The sequence below is a fragment of the Demequina pilifera genome (assembly GCF_048814985.1).
Taxonomy (GTDB): Bacteria; Actinomycetota; Actinomycetes; order Actinomycetales; family Demequinaceae; genus Demequina.
Genome location: NZ_JBMDTW010000002.1, coordinates 31713 through 49605, shown reverse-complemented (window position 1 = coordinate 49605; position 17893 = coordinate 31713). Strand labels below are relative to the sequence as shown.

At 70.9% G+C, this 17893-nt stretch carries 18 protein-coding genes; 9 read left to right on the top strand and 9 right to left on the bottom strand.

Annotated elements, in window-relative coordinates:
- Positions 1-298 (bottom strand): alcohol dehydrogenase catalytic domain-containing protein (locus ACNI14_RS03010; protein ID WP_420518482.1); only part of this gene is annotated, 298 nt, incomplete at its 3' end.
- Positions 299-453: 155 nt separating this feature from the next.
- Between ACNI14_RS03010 and ACNI14_RS03005 the strand changes: the two genes are divergently transcribed.
- From ACNI14_RS03005 to ACNI14_RS02995, 3 genes are all read left to right on the top strand, one after another.
- On the top strand, positions 454-1773 hold the full coding sequence (locus tag ACNI14_RS03005; RefSeq protein WP_420518481.1) for a M16 family metallopeptidase: 1320 nt from the start codon (positions 454-456) through the stop codon (positions 1771-1773).
- Between the two features lie 121 nt (positions 1774-1894).
- Complete coding sequence (gene dapB / locus ACNI14_RS03000; protein ID WP_420518480.1) at positions 1895-2638, top strand: 4-hydroxy-tetrahydrodipicolinate reductase; 744 nt, start codon at positions 1895-1897, stop codon at positions 2636-2638.
- Positions 2639-3124 (top strand): hypothetical protein, encoded by a 486-nt coding sequence (locus tag ACNI14_RS02995; protein ID WP_420518479.1) that lies wholly within the window; start codon positions 2639-2641, stop codon positions 3122-3124.
- 68 nt (positions 3125-3192) lie between these two features.
- Here ACNI14_RS02995 and ACNI14_RS02990 read toward each other — a convergent pair whose 3' ends face one another.
- Complete coding sequence (locus ACNI14_RS02990; RefSeq protein WP_420518478.1) at positions 3193-3687, bottom strand: GNAT family N-acetyltransferase; 495 nt, start codon at positions 3685-3687, stop codon at positions 3193-3195.
- A gap of 44 nt (positions 3688-3731) precedes the next feature.
- Between ACNI14_RS02990 and ACNI14_RS02985 the strand changes: the two genes are divergently transcribed.
- Positions 3732-4505, top strand: coding sequence for a ZIP family metal transporter (locus ACNI14_RS02985; RefSeq protein WP_420518477.1), 774 nt, complete (start codon positions 3732-3734; stop codon positions 4503-4505).
- Positions 4506-4514: 9 nt separating this feature from the next.
- Here ACNI14_RS02985 and ACNI14_RS02980 read toward each other — a convergent pair whose 3' ends face one another.
- The 6 genes from ACNI14_RS02980 to ACNI14_RS02955 all read right to left on the bottom strand — a co-directional run bounded on the left by ACNI14_RS02980 (position 4515) and on the right by ACNI14_RS02955 (position 8358).
- Positions 4515-4838 carry an AzlD domain-containing protein gene (locus ACNI14_RS02980; protein WP_420518476.1) on the bottom strand — a complete coding sequence of 108 codons (324 nt, stop codon included), beginning with the start codon at positions 4836-4838 and terminating at the stop codon, positions 4515-4517.
- Positions 4835-5533: an AzlC family ABC transporter permease gene (locus tag ACNI14_RS02975; protein ID WP_420518475.1), complete on the bottom strand. Its 699-nt coding sequence runs from the start codon at positions 5531-5533 to the stop codon at positions 4835-4837. The genes ACNI14_RS02980 and ACNI14_RS02975 overlap by 4 nt, the downstream gene beginning before the upstream one ends.
- 81 nt (positions 5534-5614) lie before the next feature.
- A complete protein-coding gene (locus tag ACNI14_RS02970; protein ID WP_420518474.1) occupies positions 5615-6289 on the bottom strand; it encodes a GNAT family N-acetyltransferase in 675 nt (224 codons plus the stop codon).
- On the bottom strand, positions 6253-6903 hold the full coding sequence (locus tag ACNI14_RS02965; RefSeq protein ID WP_420518473.1) for a GNAT family N-acetyltransferase: 651 nt from the start codon (positions 6901-6903) through the stop codon (positions 6253-6255). The genes ACNI14_RS02970 and ACNI14_RS02965 overlap by 37 nt, the downstream gene beginning before the upstream one ends.
- 127 nt (positions 6904-7030) lie before the next feature.
- Positions 7031-7537 (bottom strand): dihydrofolate reductase, encoded by a 507-nt coding sequence (locus ACNI14_RS02960; RefSeq protein WP_420518472.1) that lies wholly within the window; start codon positions 7535-7537, stop codon positions 7031-7033.
- A gap of 17 nt (positions 7538-7554) precedes the next feature.
- Positions 7555-8358, bottom strand: a complete 804-nt coding sequence (locus tag ACNI14_RS02955; protein WP_420518471.1) for a thymidylate synthase — start codon at positions 8356-8358, stop codon at positions 7555-7557.
- A gap of 116 nt (positions 8359-8474) precedes the next feature.
- Here ACNI14_RS02955 and ACNI14_RS02950 point away from each other — a divergent pair, with 116 nt between their 5' ends.
- From ACNI14_RS02950 to ACNI14_RS02930, 5 genes are all read left to right on the top strand, one after another.
- Positions 8475-8801: a cupin domain-containing protein gene (locus ACNI14_RS02950; protein WP_420518893.1), complete on the top strand. Its 327-nt coding sequence runs from the start codon at positions 8475-8477 to the stop codon at positions 8799-8801.
- A gap of 53 nt (positions 8802-8854) precedes the next feature.
- On the top strand, positions 8855-9754 hold the full coding sequence (dapA, locus tag ACNI14_RS02945) for a 4-hydroxy-tetrahydrodipicolinate synthase (protein WP_420518470.1): 900 nt from the start codon (positions 8855-8857) through the stop codon (positions 9752-9754).
- Positions 9755-9857: 103 nt separating this feature from the next.
- A complete protein-coding gene (locus ACNI14_RS02940; RefSeq protein WP_420518892.1) occupies positions 9858-11444 on the top strand; it encodes a ribonuclease J in 1587 nt (528 codons plus the stop codon).
- 126 nt (positions 11445-11570) lie between these two features.
- Entirely contained in the window at positions 11571-14195 is a 2625-nt protein-coding gene (locus ACNI14_RS02935; protein WP_420518469.1) for an FtsK/SpoIIIE family DNA translocase, read from the top strand.
- Positions 14180-16453, top strand: coding sequence for a putative bifunctional diguanylate cyclase/phosphodiesterase (locus ACNI14_RS02930; protein ID WP_420518468.1), 2274 nt, complete (start codon positions 14180-14182; stop codon positions 16451-16453). The genes ACNI14_RS02935 and ACNI14_RS02930 overlap by 16 nt, the downstream gene beginning before the upstream one ends.
- A gap of 51 nt (positions 16454-16504) precedes the next feature.
- Here ACNI14_RS02930 and ACNI14_RS02925 read toward each other — a convergent pair whose 3' ends face one another.
- Positions 16505-17854: a CapA family protein gene (locus ACNI14_RS02925; protein WP_420518467.1), complete on the bottom strand. Its 1350-nt coding sequence runs from the start codon at positions 17852-17854 to the stop codon at positions 16505-16507.
- Positions 17855-17893: the final 39 nt, after the last annotated feature.

The window sequence follows — 17893 nt, the reverse complement described above, 5'->3', positions numbered from 1 at the left end:
TTGGGCTGACAGGGCGGGTTCGCCCCCCCCCCCCCCACGGCGCGGCGGGAGCGGCGACCCGATCGCCGACGGACAGAGTGGAGACCGCATCGCCGACGGCGGCGACCGTCCCCACGAACTCGTGACCCAGGGGGCAGTCGAGCGGGATCCCCATGTGGTCGCCGATGATGTGCACATCGGAGCCGCAGACGGTGGTCGCGGTGACGTCGACGACGATGTCGGTGGGCGCGATCACCTCGGGGTCATCGGTGTCGACCAGTTCGTAGCGACCCGCCTCTGCCACATGCACGTTCTTCACGATGCTCTCTCCTCTCGGGGCGCGGATCGTGCGCGTGTTCGCGTCGCCCCGGCGGGGCGAGCACCGGCCCCTCACTTCAATCATGGCTCTTGCGGACAGTGTCCGCAAGAGAGGCGTCGACCGTCCTGACTTCGCGCCGCGTTAGGCTCGCTTGCATGCCTCACGCACTTCCCCTCGTCCCCGCATCGGCCATCGGTGCCCACCTCACGGTCGAGCAGGACGCCGGCGCCGTCATCCAGCGCAGCGTGCTGCCGGGCGGAGTGCGCGTGCTGACCGAGCACATCCCCGGGATGCGATCGGCCACGATGGGCGCCTGGATCGGAGTCGGCTCCCGCGACGAGACCCCCGAGCACGCCGGGTCGACCCACTTCCTCGAGCACCTGCTGTTCAAGGGAACCGCCAGGCGCAGCGCGCTCGACATCGCCGAGGCCTTCGACCGCGTGGGCGGCGAGTCCAACGCCATGACGGGCAAGGAGTTCACCTGCTACTACGCCCGCACCATCGACACGGACCTGCCGCTTGCGATCGACCTGATCCTCGACATGGTGACCTCCGCCCGGCTCGACGAGGCGGACTTCGAGATGGAGCGCGGCGTCATCCTCGAGGAGCTGGCGATGGCCGAGGACGATCCCGGCGACGTGGCGCACGAGCGCTTCACGGAGGCCGTGCTGTCGGGTCACCCGCTCGGCCGGCCCATCGGCGGCACGCCCGACATCATCCGCTCGGTCACTCGCGACGCCGTGTGGGAGCACTACCAGCAGCACTACAAGCCCAGCGGGCTCATCGTCACGGCCGCGGGCAACGTGCACCACGAGACGGTGTGCGCCCTCGTGGCCGATGCCCTCGCCCAGGGCGGCTGGGACCTCACGGGCGAGGTCGCTCCGGTCGCGCGCCGCGATCCCCTCGCCGCGCTCGACGCCGAACTCGTGCCAGAGGTGTCCGTGACGCGCGACCTCGAGCAGTCGCACGTGCTCCTCGGCTCGCGCGGCTACCGCGCCGCGGACGAGCGGCGCAGCACCTTGAGCGTGTTCAACGCGATCCTGGGCGGCGGCATGTCGTCGCGGCTCTTCCAGGAGATCCGCGAGAAGCGCGGCCTCACCTACGCGGTGTACTCGTTCGGGGCGCCCAACGCGGAGACGGGCATCTGGGGGATGTACGCGGCCTGCAACCCGCGCGCCGCGGACGAGGTCGAGCGGCTGCTGGCGGGCGAACTCGAGCGCATGGCCGAGGGCGTCACGGCGGAGGAGCTCGAGAAGGCCAAGGGTCAGATCGCCGGCACCACGGTGCTGCGGCTCGAGGACTCGTACTCGCGCATGTCCCGGCTGGGGAAGTCGGAGCTGGTCTTCGGCGAGCTGTGGAGCATCGGCGAGGCGCTCGACGAGGTGCGCGCGGTCACCGCCGACCAGGTCGTGGGCCTCGCCGCCGACCTCGCGTCCCGTCCCCGATCCCGTGTGAGGGTGGGCCCCGCCGCCTGAGCCGGCCCCCGCATCGGCCGTGCGCGCCAGCAGGCGCTCAGTGCCCATTCGGGCCCTTTTCGGGCACTGAGGACCTCGTGGGACGCGCAGGTGCACGCACCACCGCCCGTAGAGTAGAGGCATGATCAATGTCGCAGTGTTGGGCGCCGCCGGGCGCATGGGCTCTCACGTCGTGCAGGCGGTGGGGGCGGCGGACGACATGGAGGTCGTCGCGACCCTCGACGCCGACGACGACATCGCTGCGGCCGCTCACGCCAAGGCCGAGGTCGTGGTCGACTTCACCGTCCCGGATTCCACCGAGGCACACGTGCACGCGCTCATCGACCTGGGCCTCCACGCCGTCGTCGGCACCACCGGCTGGACCAGCGACGCGCTCGCCCGCGTCGAGGAGCACCTCAAGGAGCGCCCCGACCTCGGCGTGCTGATCGCCCCGAACTTCGCGATCGGCGCGGTGCTCGCGATGCGCTTCGCCGCCGTCGCCGCGCCGTACTTCGAATCCGCCGAGGTGGTGGAGCTGCACCACCCGGACAAGGTCGACGCCCCGTCCGGCACCGCGATCCACACCGCCCGCGGGATCGCGGCGGCCCGTGCCGACGCGGGCCTGGAGCCCAGCCCCGACGCCACCACCCACGATCCACACGGCGCCCGTGGCGCGGACATCGACGGCGTCCACGTCCACGCGGTGCGCCTGCGCGGGCTGGTCGCCCATGAAGAGGTGCTGTTCGGCAACGCCGGCGAGGCGTTCACGATCCGCACGGACAGCTTCGACCGCGCGTCGTTCATGCCTGGAGTCCTGCTCGGCATCCGCGAAGTCGCCTCCCGTCCCGGCCTCACGGTGGGCCTCGACCGGTACATGGATCTCTAGATGGGCGTGTTCCGCAACCCCGGATTCCTCGCGGCTGTGGCCATCACGGTCATCGTCGCGCTGTACTTCGCCTTCGTCGCGGACTTCGCGTTCGCCTTCATCCGTGCGGACGAGCTCGCCGCGCGCGGGCTCGGCGCGGCGCTGCTGGTGCTTCCACTCGTGGGCGCGTGGTGGCTCTACCAGGAGTGGCGCTTGGGCATCACGGTGCAGCGCATGGCGAACCAGCTCGATCGCGAGGGCCGACTCCCGGTGCACTCGGGCGAGCGCAGCGCGTCTGGTCGGCTGACGGAAGAGGCCGCCGAGGCGGTGTACGAGACCGCGCGCCGCGACGTCGACGAGCGGCCCGAGGACTGGTCCGCGTGGTTCCACGTCGGCCACGCCTACGAGGCCAACCGCGACCGGTCGGCGGCCCGCAAGGCGCTGCGCTACGCCGCGGACCTGTATCGCGCGGAGCGCAAGGCGGATCGGCGCGCGCGCGGAATCTAGGCGTCACGGTCCTTCAGACGGCCGATGCGCGGGCCGGGTGGTGTGCGCAGCCGGCGCCGGCGCGGGGACTACTGCTCGAGATCCGCGCGGAACATGCGCTCGGTCATCTCGCCGCCCGGGGTCTCCATGCCCCGTCGCACCCCGCCCTCGCCCAGGCCGGCTCCGGTGAGGAAGGCCTCGCGGGCGTCGTCGCCCTCCAGCGCCCAGGCGCGCACGCTCGTGCCGCCCGTGATGCGCAGCGTGTCGACGCACGCGGCCAGCAGGCGAGAGGCGTGGCCGTGGCGTCGGTGCTCGGGGGCCACCTCCAGCGCGATGATCTCTCCGCCGGCGGCGAGGGCCGCAAAGCCCACCACGTGCGGGCCATCGGTGGCGATGAACACGCGGTGCTCGCGCGACGGCGGCGACTCGATCGCCGCGCCCCACGCCGCCAGCACCTCGTCGCGCGGAATCTCCTCGACGGCGTCGACGCCGATCCGGTCGCGCCACGCGGCGAGCTGGATCGCGGCGATCGCCTCCTCGTCTCCAGGGACGGCGGGGCGGGCGGAGACATCTGCGGTGGGCATGCCGTCAAGGTTACGCGTCCTGGGGCGGTCGATAGCCTGATGGGGTGACCATCGTGATCGCCGCGCTCGCGGCCCTCGTCGGCGTCGGCAGCCTGCTGCTCGGCGCGCTCGTCGCGTGGCGGTGGGAGGTGCCCAAGCGCGCGGTGGCGGGGGTCATGGCGTTCGGCGCCGGCGTGCTGATGGCGACCCTGGCCCTCGCTCTCGTCCACGAGGCCTCTGTCAGCGGGGGTGTGTGGCCCGTCGTGGCCGGCTTCACTGCCGGGGCCGTGCTCTACGTCGGGGGAGACCAGGCGGTGGTGCGCGTGGGGAGGCGACGGCGCGCACGGACGGAGGCGAGCGACTCCGCCGCGTCTCGCAACATCACGGCGCGGCGCGGCGGCGAAAGCGAGGGCGACGGCGCCGCGATCGCGGTGGGCGCGCTGCTCGACGGCATCCCCGAGGCGATCGTGATCGGCCTCGCCGCCGTCACCGGCTCCTTCCCGGTCGCGATCGTGGCCGCGATCGGTCTCAGCAATGTGCCCGAGGGCCTGGCCGGCACGGTCGCGCTGCGCGGGTCGGGACGGTCCTCGAAGCAGGTGTTCTTCCTGTGGGGCGGGATCACAGCATTCGCGGTGGTGGCGGCGGTTCTCGCCAGCGCGCTGATGGGCGGGGCGCCCCCGGAGGTGGTGGCGATCATCATGTCGGTGGCGGCCGGCGCGCTCTTGGCGATGGTGTGCAACGCGATGATCCCCGAGGCATTCGACGAGGATCACTGGGCCACGGGCCTGGTCGCCACCGCAGGATTCCTGGTCGCGTTCGTGCTGCACGAGGTGCTCTAGACCGGGGCGTCAGCCCCACCCCATCAGTCGCAGTCCAGCCGCGACCGCCGCAGCCGCGAACACCACGACGATGAACGGTGCGCGGAGCCACAGCAGCACCGCCGCGACGGCGACTGCGGCGATGCGCGCGTCAAGCACGATGGCCGCACCGGTGGTGAAGGCCTGCACCCCGAACAGGGCGGCCAGCAGCGCCACCGTCACGAACGCGGCGATGCGGTGCACCCGGGGGTTCTCTAGCCACGCCTCGGGCACCACGTGTCCCGCGTACTTGGTCGCCCACGCGAGCAGCCCCGCCGCGACGATCGCGATCCACATCAGCACGTAGGAGCTCACTCGGGCACCTCCGAACGGGGTGCGCGCCAACCCGCGACGACCGCCACCAGCGCGGCCGCGAGGATGGGCAGCCCGGACGGCAGCAGGGGAGTGAGCGCCAGCGCCAGGACGGCCGATGCGGCGGCGACCACTTGCGCGAATCGCGTCGCCAGTCGCGGCCACAGCAGTCCGAGGAACGCGGCGGCGGCCGCGGCGTCCAGCCCCCACTGGGCGGGATCGCCGATGCGCGCGCCCAGCAGGGCGCCCACGACGGTGACGAGGTTCCAGGCGACGAAGACGCCCACGCCCGTCCACCAGAAGCCCGTGCGGCGAGCGCGGCGATCGTCCGGCGGCTGAGCCAGCGCGACCGCCGTGGACTCGTCGATGGTCACCTGGGAGGCCGCCGCCCGCCGCCACCCGCGCATCGGCCGCAGGACCGGAGCGAGCCCCACGCCGTAGAAGCCATTGCGCAGACCCAGGAACGTGCTGGTGGCGACCGCGGCGGCCGCGGTGCCGCCCGCGCCGATCACCCCCACGAAGGCGAACTGCGAGCCCCCGGAGAACACCAGCAGGCTGAGCGCCATGGTCTGCCAGATGTCGAGTCCAGCGGCCACGGACAGCGCGCCGAAGCTGATCGCGTAGGCGCCCGTCGCGACCGACACGGAGATCGCCTGCTGGCGGGCGGGGTCGAGGCGGATCGGGACTGCGCGCGGCATGCGGCAATCCTGGCAGAGCGGGGCGGGGCCACTCGCCGCGTGCGTGGCACCGCGACGACGGCTCCCGCCCGCCGGACGGCCCTAGTCCGTCAGGCTCACCTCGTTGCCGTCGCGGTCGAACATCCACAGTTCCGTGGGCAGCAGGATCTCCTCGTCGAGCAGCTCCGGCTCGGCCATCCACACGTGCATGAGCGGCGCGGGCTCGTCGTGCCGGTAGGACGGCTCGGCGCCGACGAACTCGAACCCCATGCGTCGCGCCACGGCGTTGGACGCCTCGTTGTCCGCGTCTGCCCAGAGCTCCACACGAGTCAGCCCCATCGGGCCCAGCGCGGCCTGCGTGAGCGCGCCGGCCGCCTCACTCGCGTAGCCGCGGCGCACGTGCGACGCGCCCACCCAGTAGCCGATCTCGATGCGCTCCTCGGTCTTGCCGGTGACGAGTGCCACGCTGCCGAGCAGCCGCCCGTCGTCGCGCCTCTCGACGGCGTAGTGGGCGGCCTCGCCCGCCTCGAACTGGGCGGCGAGAGCGGCCAGGGCGCTGCGCCGTTGCTCGATCGACACCGGCTCGTCCGTGGCCCACGGCTGCCACGGCGTCAGATGGTCGATGCTGGCGGTCACGAGAGCGGTGAGCGCGAGGGCGTCACCCTCGCGGAACGAGCGCAGATTCAGGCGCGGGGTCTCGATGCGTGCAGGAGTCCCTCGCAGCGATGGACCGGAGGCCGTCACGGCGACCCCCGGGGCACGACGGGGGACGGCCATGGCACCTCGGTCCCCGTCGCATCGGTCACGCGCGGCCGCGGGGTGGACGCGAGCGGCTCGGCGGCCAGGGTCGCAGCGGTCGCGAACCAGGTGACCGAGCCATGCTTCTCGCCCCGGTCATAGCACTGCTGACCCGAGCCCTGCTGGCGCTGGAATCCCAGCCGCGCGGGCACCGCGGCGCTGCGGCCGTTGCTCGGTGCGTGAGAGATGTCGACGATCCCCGTTCCCGCGATCCGTATCGCCACGTGAGTGAGAGCGGCGCACGCCTCCGTGACCAGGCCACGGCCCTCGAGATCGCGGTCGATCCAGTAGCCGAGCGCCAGGCGGTCAGGCTCGGTGCGCCGGTGATAGCCCGTGCCGCCCACGAGGGCGCCGTCGCGGGTGAACATGCCCAGGGTGTAGTCCTCGCCGGCGTCGAACTGCCGGTTCACCTCGGCGATCCATTGTTCGCGCTGCGCGACGCTCTGGGGCTCGAACTGGGCCCACTCCATGTACGCGCGCAGGTGGTCGAGATTGCGCTGGATCACGGTGGCGAGCGCCCGCGCATCGCTGCGCTCGAAGCGGCGCAGCACGAGCCGCTCGGTCTCGATGCGATGGGGCACGAGGTAGGCCATTCAGTCATCCTGCCACCGCAGCCCCGTGGTGTCCCGGGAGCGCCGACGCTCACCGAGTCGTGAGGCCGCAGCCTCCGCACTCGGCGGCGTCAGCGCGATCCGGCGGCGTCAGCGCGATCCGGCGGCGTCAGCGGCGGGCGTAGGTCAGGAACCGGTAGCCGAGCCCGGTGCGAGAGGTCTGCCAGGGCTCCTCGGCGATGAGCACCCAGGCGGCGGCGTCGACATGGGGAGCGAAGGTGTCGCCGACGACCTCGAGGTCGATCTCGGTGACCTCGAGCTGATCGACGCGCGGCAGCGCCTCGGCGTAGACCCGGCCGCCGCCGATCACCCACGAGTCGCGACCGGGCGCGAGCCGGGTGGCGGCCTCGAGGGCCTCGCCCAGCGAACCGGCCACCGCATCGGCCCCCACCACGCCGTCGGCGGAGGTGATGACCACGTTGACCCGGCCCGGCAGGGGCCGGAACCTCTCGGGAAAGGACTCCCACGTGCGGCGGCCCATGACGACCGCGGCGCCCGAGGTGAGGTCCTTGAAGCGCCCCAGATCCTCCGGCAGGTGCCACGGCATGTCGCCCTGCGCGCCGATGACCGGCCGGCCAGCGGCGTCGCGCGCCTGCGCCCATATCGCCTTCAGCATCGGGTGGTGACCGGGACTCAGACGGCCACCGGGGCCTTGATGCCCGGGTGGTGCTGGTAGTTCTCGAACGCGACGTCGTCGAGGTCGTAGTCCGTCAGCGAATCCTTGGCGGCCAGGCGCAGGGTCGGGTAGGGGTACGGGTCGCGCTCGAGCTGAGTGCGCACCTGCTCGAAGTGGTTGGAGTAGATGTGGCAGTCGCCCCCGGTCCACACGAAGTCCCCGACCTCGAGGCCCGTCTGCGCCGCGATCATGTGGGTCAGCAGCGCGTACGACGCGATGTTGAACGGCACCCCGAGGAACAGGTCCGCGCTGCGCTGGTACAGCTGGCAGCTGAGCCTGCCGTCCGCCACATAGAACTGGAACATGGCGTGGCACGGCGGCAGGGCCATGTCCTCGATGAGCGCCGGATTCCATGCGCTCACGATGTGACGGCGCGAGTCCGGGTTGGTGCGAATGGACTCCACGACGGCCGCGATCTGATCCACGTGCGAACCGTCGGGCGCCGGCCACGAGCGCCACTGATACCCGTAGACGGGGCCGAGCTCGCCGTCGGCGTCGGCCCACTCGTCCCAGATGGAGATGCCGCGCTCCTGCAGCCACCGCACGTTGGTGTCGCCGCGCAGGAACCACAGCAGCTCACCCACGATGGAGCGCACGTGCACGCGCTTGGTGGTGATGAGCGGAAACCCTGCGCTGAGGTCGTAGCGGAGCTGGCGTCCGAACACCGACACCGTGCCGGTCCCGGTCCGGTCGTCCTTGCGGGTGCCGGTCGCGAGCACGTCGCGCAGCAGGTCCTCGTACGGGGTCGGGATGGATTCCACGGCATCACCATACGCCCGCTCGGCCACGATGCCGGGGCGCGTGCGCGGCGTGCCAGCGACGGCACGGCCCGGGTGTGCTTGAGTGGTAGCAACCGATAGGAGCTGCCGTGGACGCCATGAATCTCGACACATTGGTCAGTGAGCACCTCGTGCTCGCGGAGGAGCAGTCGGGCCGTCACGCCGTGACGCTCGTGGGAGACCACAAGCACGATCTTCGCCAGACCCTGATCGCGATCACCGCAGGGCACCGCCTGAACGAGCACGACAGCCCCGGCGAGGCGACCCTCCAGGTGCTGCGAGGAGAGATCACGTTCACCGTGGGAGAGAGCGAACTCGCGATGAGCGCGGGCGACTATCTGGTCCTGCCCCCTGAGCGTCATGGGCTGACGGCGGTCACCGACTGCGCGGTGCTGCTGACCGTCGCCACGCGCGGAGAGCGCTAGCCGCGCCGTCGGCCACAGATTGTCGCCGCGCGGTGTCGCGGTAGGTTAGGCCCATGACCGAACCGCGACCCATGGGCACCGTGCTGACCGCCATGGTCACGCCCATGCACGACGATGGCACCATCGACATCGACAGCGCGATCGCGGTGGCGAACTACCTGATCGATCACGGTTCCGACGGCCTCGTCGTGTCCGGGACGACGGGCGAGGCCCCGACCACCCACGCGCCCGAGAAGCTCGAGCTCACCACCGCGCTCGTGGAGGCGGTCGGAGACCGCGCGTTCATCGTCGCCGGCGCGGGCTCGAACGACACGGCTCACGCGGTGATGATGGCCGAGCAGGCGCAGGAGTGCGGCGCGGACGGCGTGCTCGCGTTGACGCCCTATTACTCCAAGCCCAGCCAGCTGGGCGTACTCGCTCACTTCGAGGCGATCGCGTCATCGACCGACCTGCCGATCATGCTCTATGACATCCCGGGCCGCACCGCGATGCCCATCGCGGACGCCACCTTGGACGCGATCGCGCGCCGCGACAACGTGGTGGCGGTCAAGGACGCCACGGGGGACGTCGCGCAGGCCCGAGAGCGCATCGAGCGCACGGGCCTGGCCTGGTACTCGGGCGACGACCCCCTCACCCTCGACTTCCTGCGGGCGGGCGCCGTCGGCGTCGTGTCCGTCGCGAGCCACGTCATCGGCGAGTCGATCGCGCGGATGGTCGCCGCGCACGAGGCCGGAGACCCCTCCGCAGCGGACGCCGAGTTCGCCTCCCACTTGCCCATCATCGACGTCATCATGGGGGACGGCCTCGGAGCCGTCACCGCGAAGGCCTCGATGCAGGCGCTCGGCGTGACGAGCTCACGCCACATGCGCCTTCCCCATGTCGCCTTCGACGACGCCGAGTACGGCGAATTCGTCACGCGACTGCGCGCCGCCGGCGTGCCACTGACCCCCTAGGAGACCCGTGAACTTCCATCCCGAACTGACCCTGCCCAAGCCCCTCGAGAGCGGCACCCTGCGCATCGTTCCCCTCGGGGGACTGGGCGAGGTGGGCCGCAACATGACCGTCTTCGAGATCGACGGCCGCCTGCTCATCGTCGACTGCGGCGTGCTGTTCCCCGAGGACCACCAGCCGGGCGTGGACCTGATCCTGCCCGACTTCGGCTACATCGCGGACCGCGTGGACGACATCGAGGCGATCGTCCTCACGCACGGTCACGAGGACCACATCGGCGCGGTGCCGTACCTGCTGCGCCTGCGCCAGGACATCCCGATCATCGGCTCGCAGCTCACGCTCGCCTTCATCGAGGCCAAGCTCAAGGAGCACCGCATCAACCCCGTCACGCTCGCCGTGAAGGAGGGTCAGCAGGAGCAGCTCGGCAAGTTCGGCCTGGAGTTCGTGGCGGTCAACCACTCGATCCCCGACGCCCTCGCGGTGTTCATCACCACCGACGGCGGCACCGTGCTGCACACCGGCGACTTCAAGATGGACCAGCTGCCCCTCGACGGGCGCATCACCGACCTGCGCGGCTTCGCGAAGTTCGGCGAGCGCGGCGTCGACCTGTTCATGACGGACTCGACCAACGCCGAGGCCCCGGGCTTCACCACCTCCGAGGTCGAGATCACGCCGGTGCTGGACCAGATGTTCTCGAACGCCGAGGGCCGCGTGGTGGTCGCCAGCTTCTCGAGCCACGTGCACCGCGTGCAGCAGGTCATCAACGCCGCGCACGCTCATGGGCGTCGCGTGGCGTTCGTGGGCCGGTCGATGGTGCGCAACATGACCATCGCCGCCGAGCTCGGCTACCTGAACGTGCCCGCCAACATCCTGGTGGACGCGAAGAAGGCGGACGACATGCCGCCGGAGAAGGTCGTGTACATGTGCACGGGTTCTCAGGGAGAGCCGATGGCCGCGCTGAGCCGCATCGCCTCGCTCGACCACAAGCTGCGCGTGGGCCCCGGCGACCTGGTGATCCTCGCGTCCTCGCTGATCCCCGGCAACGAGAACGCCGTCTACCGCGTCATCAACGGGCTCATGCGCCTGGGCGCGACCGTGGTGCACCAGGGGAGCGCGCGCGTCCACGTGTCCGGCCACGCCAGTTCCGGCGAGCTGCTGTACTGCTACAACATCGTCAAGCCTAAGAACGTCATGCCCGTCCACGGCGAGGTGCGTCACCTGCTCGCCAACGGCAAGCTCGCGATGAAGACCGGCGTCCCCGAGAAGAACGTCATGTTCGCGGAGAACGGCGTGGCCGTGGACCTGAGGGACGGCCGTGCCCGCGTGGTGGGCGCCGTCGAGACGCACAACGTCTACGTGGACGGCTCCTCGGTGGGCGAGATCACCGACGCGGAGCTCAAGGACCGCCGCATCCTGTCGGAGGAGGGGTTCGTGTCCGTGTTCGCGGTCATCGACTCCTCGAACGGCAAGGTGGTCTCCGGCCCCGAGGTGCACGCACGCGGCATCGCCGAGGGCGACGACGTGTTCGACGCGGTGCTGCCGAACATCAAGCAGGCGCTCGAGGAGGCCGCTCGCACAGGCTCGACGGATCAGCGTCAGCTCCAGCAGGTGATGCGCCGCGTGCTGGGCCGCTACGTGGGCAACAAGCTGCGCCGCCGCCCCATGATCATCCCCATCGTCATCGAGTCCTGACGGCCGAGCGCTCGCGCGGTCCCCGCGCGAGCGCACCGCGCGGCTGGTGGGGGAGCGGCGCGGATGCGTCGCCGACGCGGGGTGGCAGCGTTCACTACGGCCGATGCGCGGGTAACGTCTGAAGGCATGGCTCAGTCACGCTCCACGAGCACGCGCCCCAAGTCTCCGGCGTCGCGCGCCAAGGCGCCTCAGAAGAAGCGCCCGCCCGCGCTGCTGCGCGGCCTCGCCGCCATCGGACGCGGCACGTCTCACGCCGTCGGCGGGGGAGTGCGCCGCATCGGTCACGGCGCGCGCGAGGTGAGCCCCGAGGTGCGTCGCGACGGCCTGGCGATCGTGCTGATCATCGTCGCGATCCTCATCGCCGCGCGCGAGTGGTGGGGTCTGTCCTCGTGGGCGGGCACCGCGATCCACTGGGTGATCGCCGGCACGTTCGGGATCCTGGCGGTGGCGATCCCCATCGTGCTCGTCGCTCTCGCCGTGCGCCTGATGCGCGCTCCGCAGGAGGAGGCGGCCAATCACCGCATCGGCCTCGGAGCGCTGATGCTGGTGCTGATGGTGGATGGGATCATCCACATCGCGGAGGGCCGCCCGAGCCCCAGCCAGGGGCTCGAACCCGTGCAGGCGGCGGGCGGCGTGCTCGGATTCCTGCTCGGCACGCCGATGGCGGCGGCGCTCACCGCGCCGCTCGCGGTGACGGTGCTGGTGCTGCTGGGGCTCCTCGCGGTGCTCATCATTCTGGGGATACCCCTGCGCGAGGTCATCGCTCTCGCCGGGAGCGGCCTGCGCCGGATCTTTGGCCGCGACCGCGCGGACGATGACGACATGGACCTGCCCGAGCACGGCACCCTCGAACCCTCGGGAAGCCGCGCGACGTCCGGCAGCCGTGCCAATCCCGTGAGCCGTCTCAAGCGCATCGGCCGCGGCAAGGACCGGTCGCTCACCGAGCAGCAGCGGATCGACCGCTACGAGGCGGACGAGGCCTTCGCCGCCGCCGCGAGCGTGGACCGCACCGAGTTCGACGAGCTGCTGGACCCCGGCGCCGAGCGCGCGGACGCCACCGAGGTGCTCGATCCGGTCGCGGCGACGCGCGTCCACGAGGGTCCGGTCTCGCCGTACATGCCCGACGAGGAGCCCGCCGAGCCGGCGCCGGCCGGCGAGCGCGAGGCGCCCCGCACCACCCGCATCGTCCCCCCGGGCGAGCAGGGTGAGCTCGAGAACTCGTCTCCGTACGTCCTGCCCGACCTCGACGTGCTGGTCAAGGGTGCGCCGCACAAGACCCGGTCCGCGGCGAACGATCGCGTGGTCGAGTCCCTCACCAAGGTGTTCACGGACTTCAGTGTCGACGCCGAGGTCACGGGATTCACCCGCGGCCCCACGGTGACTCGCTACGAGGTCGAACTCGGCCAGGGCGTCAAGGTCGAGAAGATCACGCAGCTGAGCAAGAACATCGCTTATGCGGTCGCCAGCCCCGACATCCGCATCCTGTCGCCCATCCCCGGCAAGTCCGCGATCGGCATCGAGATCCCCAACGTCGACCGCGAGACCGTGTCGCTGGGCGACGTGCTCCGCTCGCAGGCCGCGATCAAGAACGACCACCCCATGGCGATCGGCATCGGCAAGGACGTCGAGGGCGGGTTCGTGCTCGCGAACCTCGCCAAGATGCCCCACCTGCTCGTCGCGGGTGCGACGGGCGCCGGAAAGTCGTCGTTCGTGAACGCGATGATCACGTCCATCCTGATGCGCGCCACCCCGCAGGAGGTGCGCATGGTGCTCGTCGACCCCAAGCGCGTCGAGCTCACCATGTACGAGGGGATCCCGCACCTCATCACGCCCATCATCACCGACCCCAAGAAGGCCGCGCAGGCCCTCGAGTGGGTGGTCAAGGAGATGGACATGAGGTACGACGACCTCGCGCTGTTCGGGTACAAGCACATCGACGACTTCAACAAGGCCGTGCGGGCCGGCAAGGTGAAGCCGCTGCCGGGCTCGGAACGCAAGATCCACACCTACCCGTACCTGCTCGTGATCGTCGACGAGCTCGCGGACCTGATGATGGTCGCGCCCCGCGACGTCGACGATTCGATCCAGCGCATCACGCAGCTCGCCCGCGCGGCGGGCATCCACCTGGTGCTCGCGACGCAGCGTCCGTCGGTGGACATCATCACGGGCACCATCAAGGCGAACGTGCCGAGCCGGCTGGCCTTCGCGACCTCGTCGCTCGCCGATTCGCGCGTGGTGCTGGACATGCCCGGTGCGGAGAAGCTGATCGGCCAGGGCGACGCGCTGTTCGTGCCGATGGGCGAGTCGAAGCCCATGCGCGTGCAGGGCGCGTGGGTGAGCGAGTCGGAGATTCATGCCGCCGTGGACCACGTCAAGAACCAGGCGAACCCCGAGTACCGCGACGACGTCACCAAGCCGCAGCGCGAGGGAGCCGTGGTCGACGAGGACATCGGCGACGACCTGGACGATCTCCTCGCCGCGGCGGAGCTCGTCATCACCACTCAGCTCGGCTCGACCTCGATGCTCCAGCGCAAGCTCAAGATGGGCTTCGCCAAGGCGGGTCGGCTCATGGACCTGCTGGAGACCCGCGAAGTCGTGGGGCCATCGCAGGGTTCCAAGGCACGTGAGGTATTGGTCACTCCTGAGGCATTGGCATCGACTCTTGCTGTTCTCCGTGGGCAGACACCCGCTAGCGTGGGGGCTCCGGCTGTCGATGACGAGGCTGAAGGAGACGAATGGGCTGGGCCGTAGAGCAGTTTGAAAGGCCGACCGTGGCCATCACGGTGACGGCCCTACTGCTTGCGCTCGTCGGCCTCACTCTCTACTTCTTCTGGCGCTCTCATAAGGTGCGCGCGTCCCGCGATTCCGCCCTCGAGAGGGAGCGCCGCCTCAGGGGCCAGTTCGAGGCCGTGCTGTCATCCGCCCGCGACGGCGTGATCATCGTCACGCAGGCGGACGAGATCGCGCTGATCTCCGACGTCGCCGCCGAGATCCTCGGAGTGACCAGAAGCGACGCGGTGGGCCTGCCGATCGCCCGGCTCAACCTGCGCGCGTTCGACGAGCAGATGCACCCGATCCTCATGCGCGAGGCGTTCGGGATCGGCCGCACGGACACGAAGCCGCGGATCGTGGGCGTTCCCGGCAGACGCGGGGCGGAGGACGTGCGCTGGGTTCAGGTGCGGGCCCGCGTGATCCCCGACAGCCTCGACGACGGGCCCGTCACCGTGGTGACGATGATGGACACCTCGGGGCTGCGCGAGGCGGCCGAGGCGCTCAACCGCTCGGACGCGCAGTTCCGCAAGGCGATGGAGAACGCGCCCGTCGGCATGGCGCTCGTCGACCTCGAGTGGCGGCTCATGGAGGTCAACCGCTCCTTCGCGGAGATGATGGGCGCGACGGTGGCCGCGCTGCGCGGCACGCCGTTCTCCGCGCTCAGCCACCCCCACGACATCAACGCCGAACGCGACCAGCTGCAGCGCCTGTACGACGGGCACCAGAGCCAGTTCACGTGCGAGAAGCGCTATGTGCGGGCCGACGGCAACGTCGTGTGGGCCGTGCTCGACGTCGGGCTCGTCCGCTACGCCGGGGGAGCCCCCGACCATTACGTCGTGCAAGTGCGCGACAGCACCGACGACCGCATGCACTCCGAGCTCATGGCTCATCGCGCCATGCACGACCCGCTCACGGGTCTCGCGAACCGCACGCTCCTGCAGGACGTACTGCAGCAGGTCCTCGAGCAGCCGGACGCTCTCACCCGCGTGGGCGTGATCGCCGTGGACCTGGACGGCTTCAAGGGCCTCAACGACCGGTTCGGCCACGCCATCGGCGACAACGCCCTGGTCCATGTCGCTGGGGTGCTGCGGACGGCGACGGCCGGTCGCGGCACGGTCGCGCGGATCGGTGGCGACGAGTTCGTCATCGTGGTCCAGGACGGCGACTGCTCGAAGGCGCTGTTCGAGATCGCGGGCGCCATCCACCAGGGCCTCAAGCGCCCGGTCCAGGTCAAGCGGCACCAGATCACCCTGCACGCTTCCGTCGGCATCGCGATGGCGGACGAGGACACCACGGAGGGTGGCGCGCCCAGCCTCATGAGCGCCGCCGATGCGGCGATGTACCGGGCGAAGTCGAGCGGCAAGTCCCGCACCGAGGTATTCGAGCCGTCCATGCGCAGCGCCTCGGAGACTCACTCGGCGCTCGCATCGGAACTGGCCGTGGCGATCGAGGAAGGCCAGCTGGTCCTGCACTACCAGCCCATTCTCGAGCTGTCGACGCGCACCGTCGTGGGCTACGAGGCGCTGGTGCGGTGGCAGCACCCGACCCGCGGGCTGCTGCTGCCCGGCAGCTTCCTGCCGCTCATCGAGGACAAGAACCTGTCGGTGACTCTCGGCATGGCCCTCGTGGATCAGGCCGCGCAGTTCCTCGCCACCGGCCCATCGCCATCGATGTGGGTGTCGCTGAACGTGTCCGCCGACCAGCTGGGCGACTCGGAGTTCGCTGACCGCGTGCTGAGCGCGATCGGGCGCTATCACCTCAGCCCGCAGCGGATGGTCATCGAGCTCACCGAGGCATCGCTCGTCGCCCCGAACACCCGCATCAGGCACGAGCTCACCGAGCTGCGCAACGCGGGAGTTCCGATCCTGCTGGACGACTTCGGCACGGGTGTCTCCCCGCTGTCGTACCTGCGCGATCTGCCGGTGTCCGGGGTGAAGCTCGACATGTCGTTCGTGGCCGGCATCCCGGAGGACCCGGCGGGGGCGCGCGTCTCGCGCGCGCTCGGCGCTCTCGCGCGTGAGCTCGGTCTCGCCACCATCGCGGAGGGCATCGAGACCGAGGCCCAGGCCGAGTTCCTGGCCCGCTGCGGGTGGCGCTACGGGCAGGGGTGGCTGTTCGGCGTGGCGCAGCCGGCGGGCGCGCTGCACGAGACCGTCCCGCAGTTCACGACGAGCCTGATCGACCCGCGGCCGCAGGAGAACGACAGCCCGTTGGAGATCGACGACCGCACGTACTGAACCACACGTACTGAGTCCCACGTACTGAGCGGGCGCGCCGCTCGGAGGCGCTCAGTCGCTCGCTTCCCACCATCGTGTGATCCGGAAGGCCGCGTCCGCCAAGCGCTCCGGGGGAGAGGTGCGCTCCGCCGCCTGGGTGCCTGCCGCATCGGCCACGCGCCCGTGACGCGCCTGCGCCTCGCCGGCGCTGAGGTCGCCCGCGCCGGTCTCCGCGATGTCGGCCAGCACGTGCATCGTGTGGCGGCTGGTGCGGTCGACGGTGGTCGCCACCCACTCGGCGGTGACGTCGACGTCGCCGTCCGGAGACACGGAGAAGGTCGTGACCCCCAGGTAGCCGGAGTTGGTGTGCGCACTGCAGCACTGGGTGTCCTGGTTGGACAGGTAGTTGCCGTGGCCGAAGTAGGTCCACATGCCGTCACCGTCCACGCCGCCCTCCAGCAGCTCGATGGGCTGCGGGACGTGCGCATGGTGGCCCACGTAGAGGTCGACCAGCCCGGATTCCGCAATCTGCTCCGCGATGTCCCGCTGAGCGGCATTGGGCTCGACCTGGTACTCGACGCAGCAGTGGGTCGACGCGATCACGATGTCTGCGCCCTCGTCCCGGGCTGCCTGCGCCGCCGCGAGAATGGGCGACACGTCCTGCGCGTCCGCGTCGAAGGTGTCCACGGCCCACGGCATCCCGTCGGGCTTGGGCAGGCCGTTGAGCCCGTAGGTGAAGGAGATGTTGGCGACCCTGATGCGCCGGTCCTCGACGCGCACGGAGTACATCTGGGTGCTCGCCGCCTCCTCCTCGGTGCGCGCCATCCCGGAGTGGCCGAGCCTGGCGTCGTCGAGCGCATCGAGCGTGGTCTCGAGGCCCGAGTAGCGGCGATCCATGGAGTGGTTGGAGGCCGTCGAGCACCCGTCCCAGCCCTCGTCTGCCAGGGCGGGGACCAGCTCCTCGGGCGCGCCGAACACTGGATACCCCGACGGCTCGGTGCCCGGCGGCGCGACCGGCACCTCGAGATGGCACAGCGCGAGGTCCGCGCCGGAGACATACGGTCGCACGTTCTCCATCAACGGCGCGAAGTCGTACTCGCCGTCGCCGGCCGCGCGCGCCGACGTCAGCACCGGACCGTGCGTGAGGATGTCGCCGCCGGTCACCAGCGTGAACTCGACCGTGGGCGGCGGAGCGGGAGGGGTGGGCGTCGGCGAGGGGACGGCCGATGCGGGGGTCGTCGGGGCAGCGGTCGCGGCGGGGGTCTGTTCGGACTCAGCGGGAGCGGCGGCCGGGTCGGCGCCGGGCGACGACGTCGGCAGCCCGCCTGCGAGGAGGGCCGCGATGGCCAGGACCACTGCGGCCACGACGGCTGCCGCCAACGCGGGCAGAGGTGATGGCGAGCGTCGCGAGTGGGAGGGCATGGCGCCCATTATCGCGGAGCGCAGCCCGTGCCGGGGCTA

Bases quoted from the DNA above. Each gene is read 5' to 3' on its own strand.
- ACNI14_RS02975 (WP_420518475.1), bottom strand. From the start codon at position 5,533: ATGCCGCGCGCAGTCCCGATCCGCCTCGACCCCGCCCGCCAGCAGGCG.
- ACNI14_RS02990 (WP_420518478.1), bottom strand. From the start codon at position 3,687: ATGCCCACCGCAGATGTCTCCGCCCGCCCCGCCGTCCCTGGAGACGAG.
- dapA (WP_420518470.1), top strand. From the start codon at position 8,855: ATGACCGAACCGCGACCCATGGGCACCGTGCTGACCGCCATGGTCACG.
- ACNI14_RS02925 (WP_420518467.1), bottom strand. From the start codon at position 17,854: ATGCCCTCCCACTCGCGACGCTCGCCATCACCTCTGCCCGCGTTGGCG.
- ACNI14_RS02995 (WP_420518479.1), top strand. From the start codon at position 2,639: ATGGGCGTGTTCCGCAACCCCGGATTCCTCGCGGCTGTGGCCATCACG.
- ACNI14_RS02935 (WP_420518469.1), top strand. From the start codon at position 11,571: ATGGCTCAGTCACGCTCCACGAGCACGCGCCCCAAGTCTCCGGCGTCG.
- ACNI14_RS02965 (WP_420518473.1), bottom strand. From the start codon at position 6,903: ATGGCCTACCTCGTGCCCCATCGCATCGAGACCGAGCGGCTCGTGCTG.
- dapB (WP_420518480.1), top strand. From the start codon at position 1,895: ATGATCAATGTCGCAGTGTTGGGCGCCGCCGGGCGCATGGGCTCTCAC.
- ACNI14_RS02950 (WP_420518893.1), top strand. From the start codon at position 8,475: ATGAATCTCGACACATTGGTCAGTGAGCACCTCGTGCTCGCGGAGGAG.
- ACNI14_RS02970 (WP_420518474.1), bottom strand. From the start codon at position 6,289: ATGGCCGTCCCCCGTCGTGCCCCGGGGGTCGCCGTGACGGCCTCCGGT.
- ACNI14_RS02930 (WP_420518468.1), top strand. From the start codon at position 14,180: ATGGGCTGGGCCGTAGAGCAGTTTGAAAGGCCGACCGTGGCCATCACG.
- ACNI14_RS03005 (WP_420518481.1), top strand. From the start codon at position 454: ATGCCTCACGCACTTCCCCTCGTCCCCGCATCGGCCATCGGTGCCCAC.
- ACNI14_RS02960 (WP_420518472.1), bottom strand. From the start codon at position 7,537: ATGCTGAAGGCGATATGGGCGCAGGCGCGCGACGCCGCTGGCCGGCCG.
- ACNI14_RS02940 (WP_420518892.1), top strand. From the start codon at position 9,858: ATGACCGTCTTCGAGATCGACGGCCGCCTGCTCATCGTCGACTGCGGC.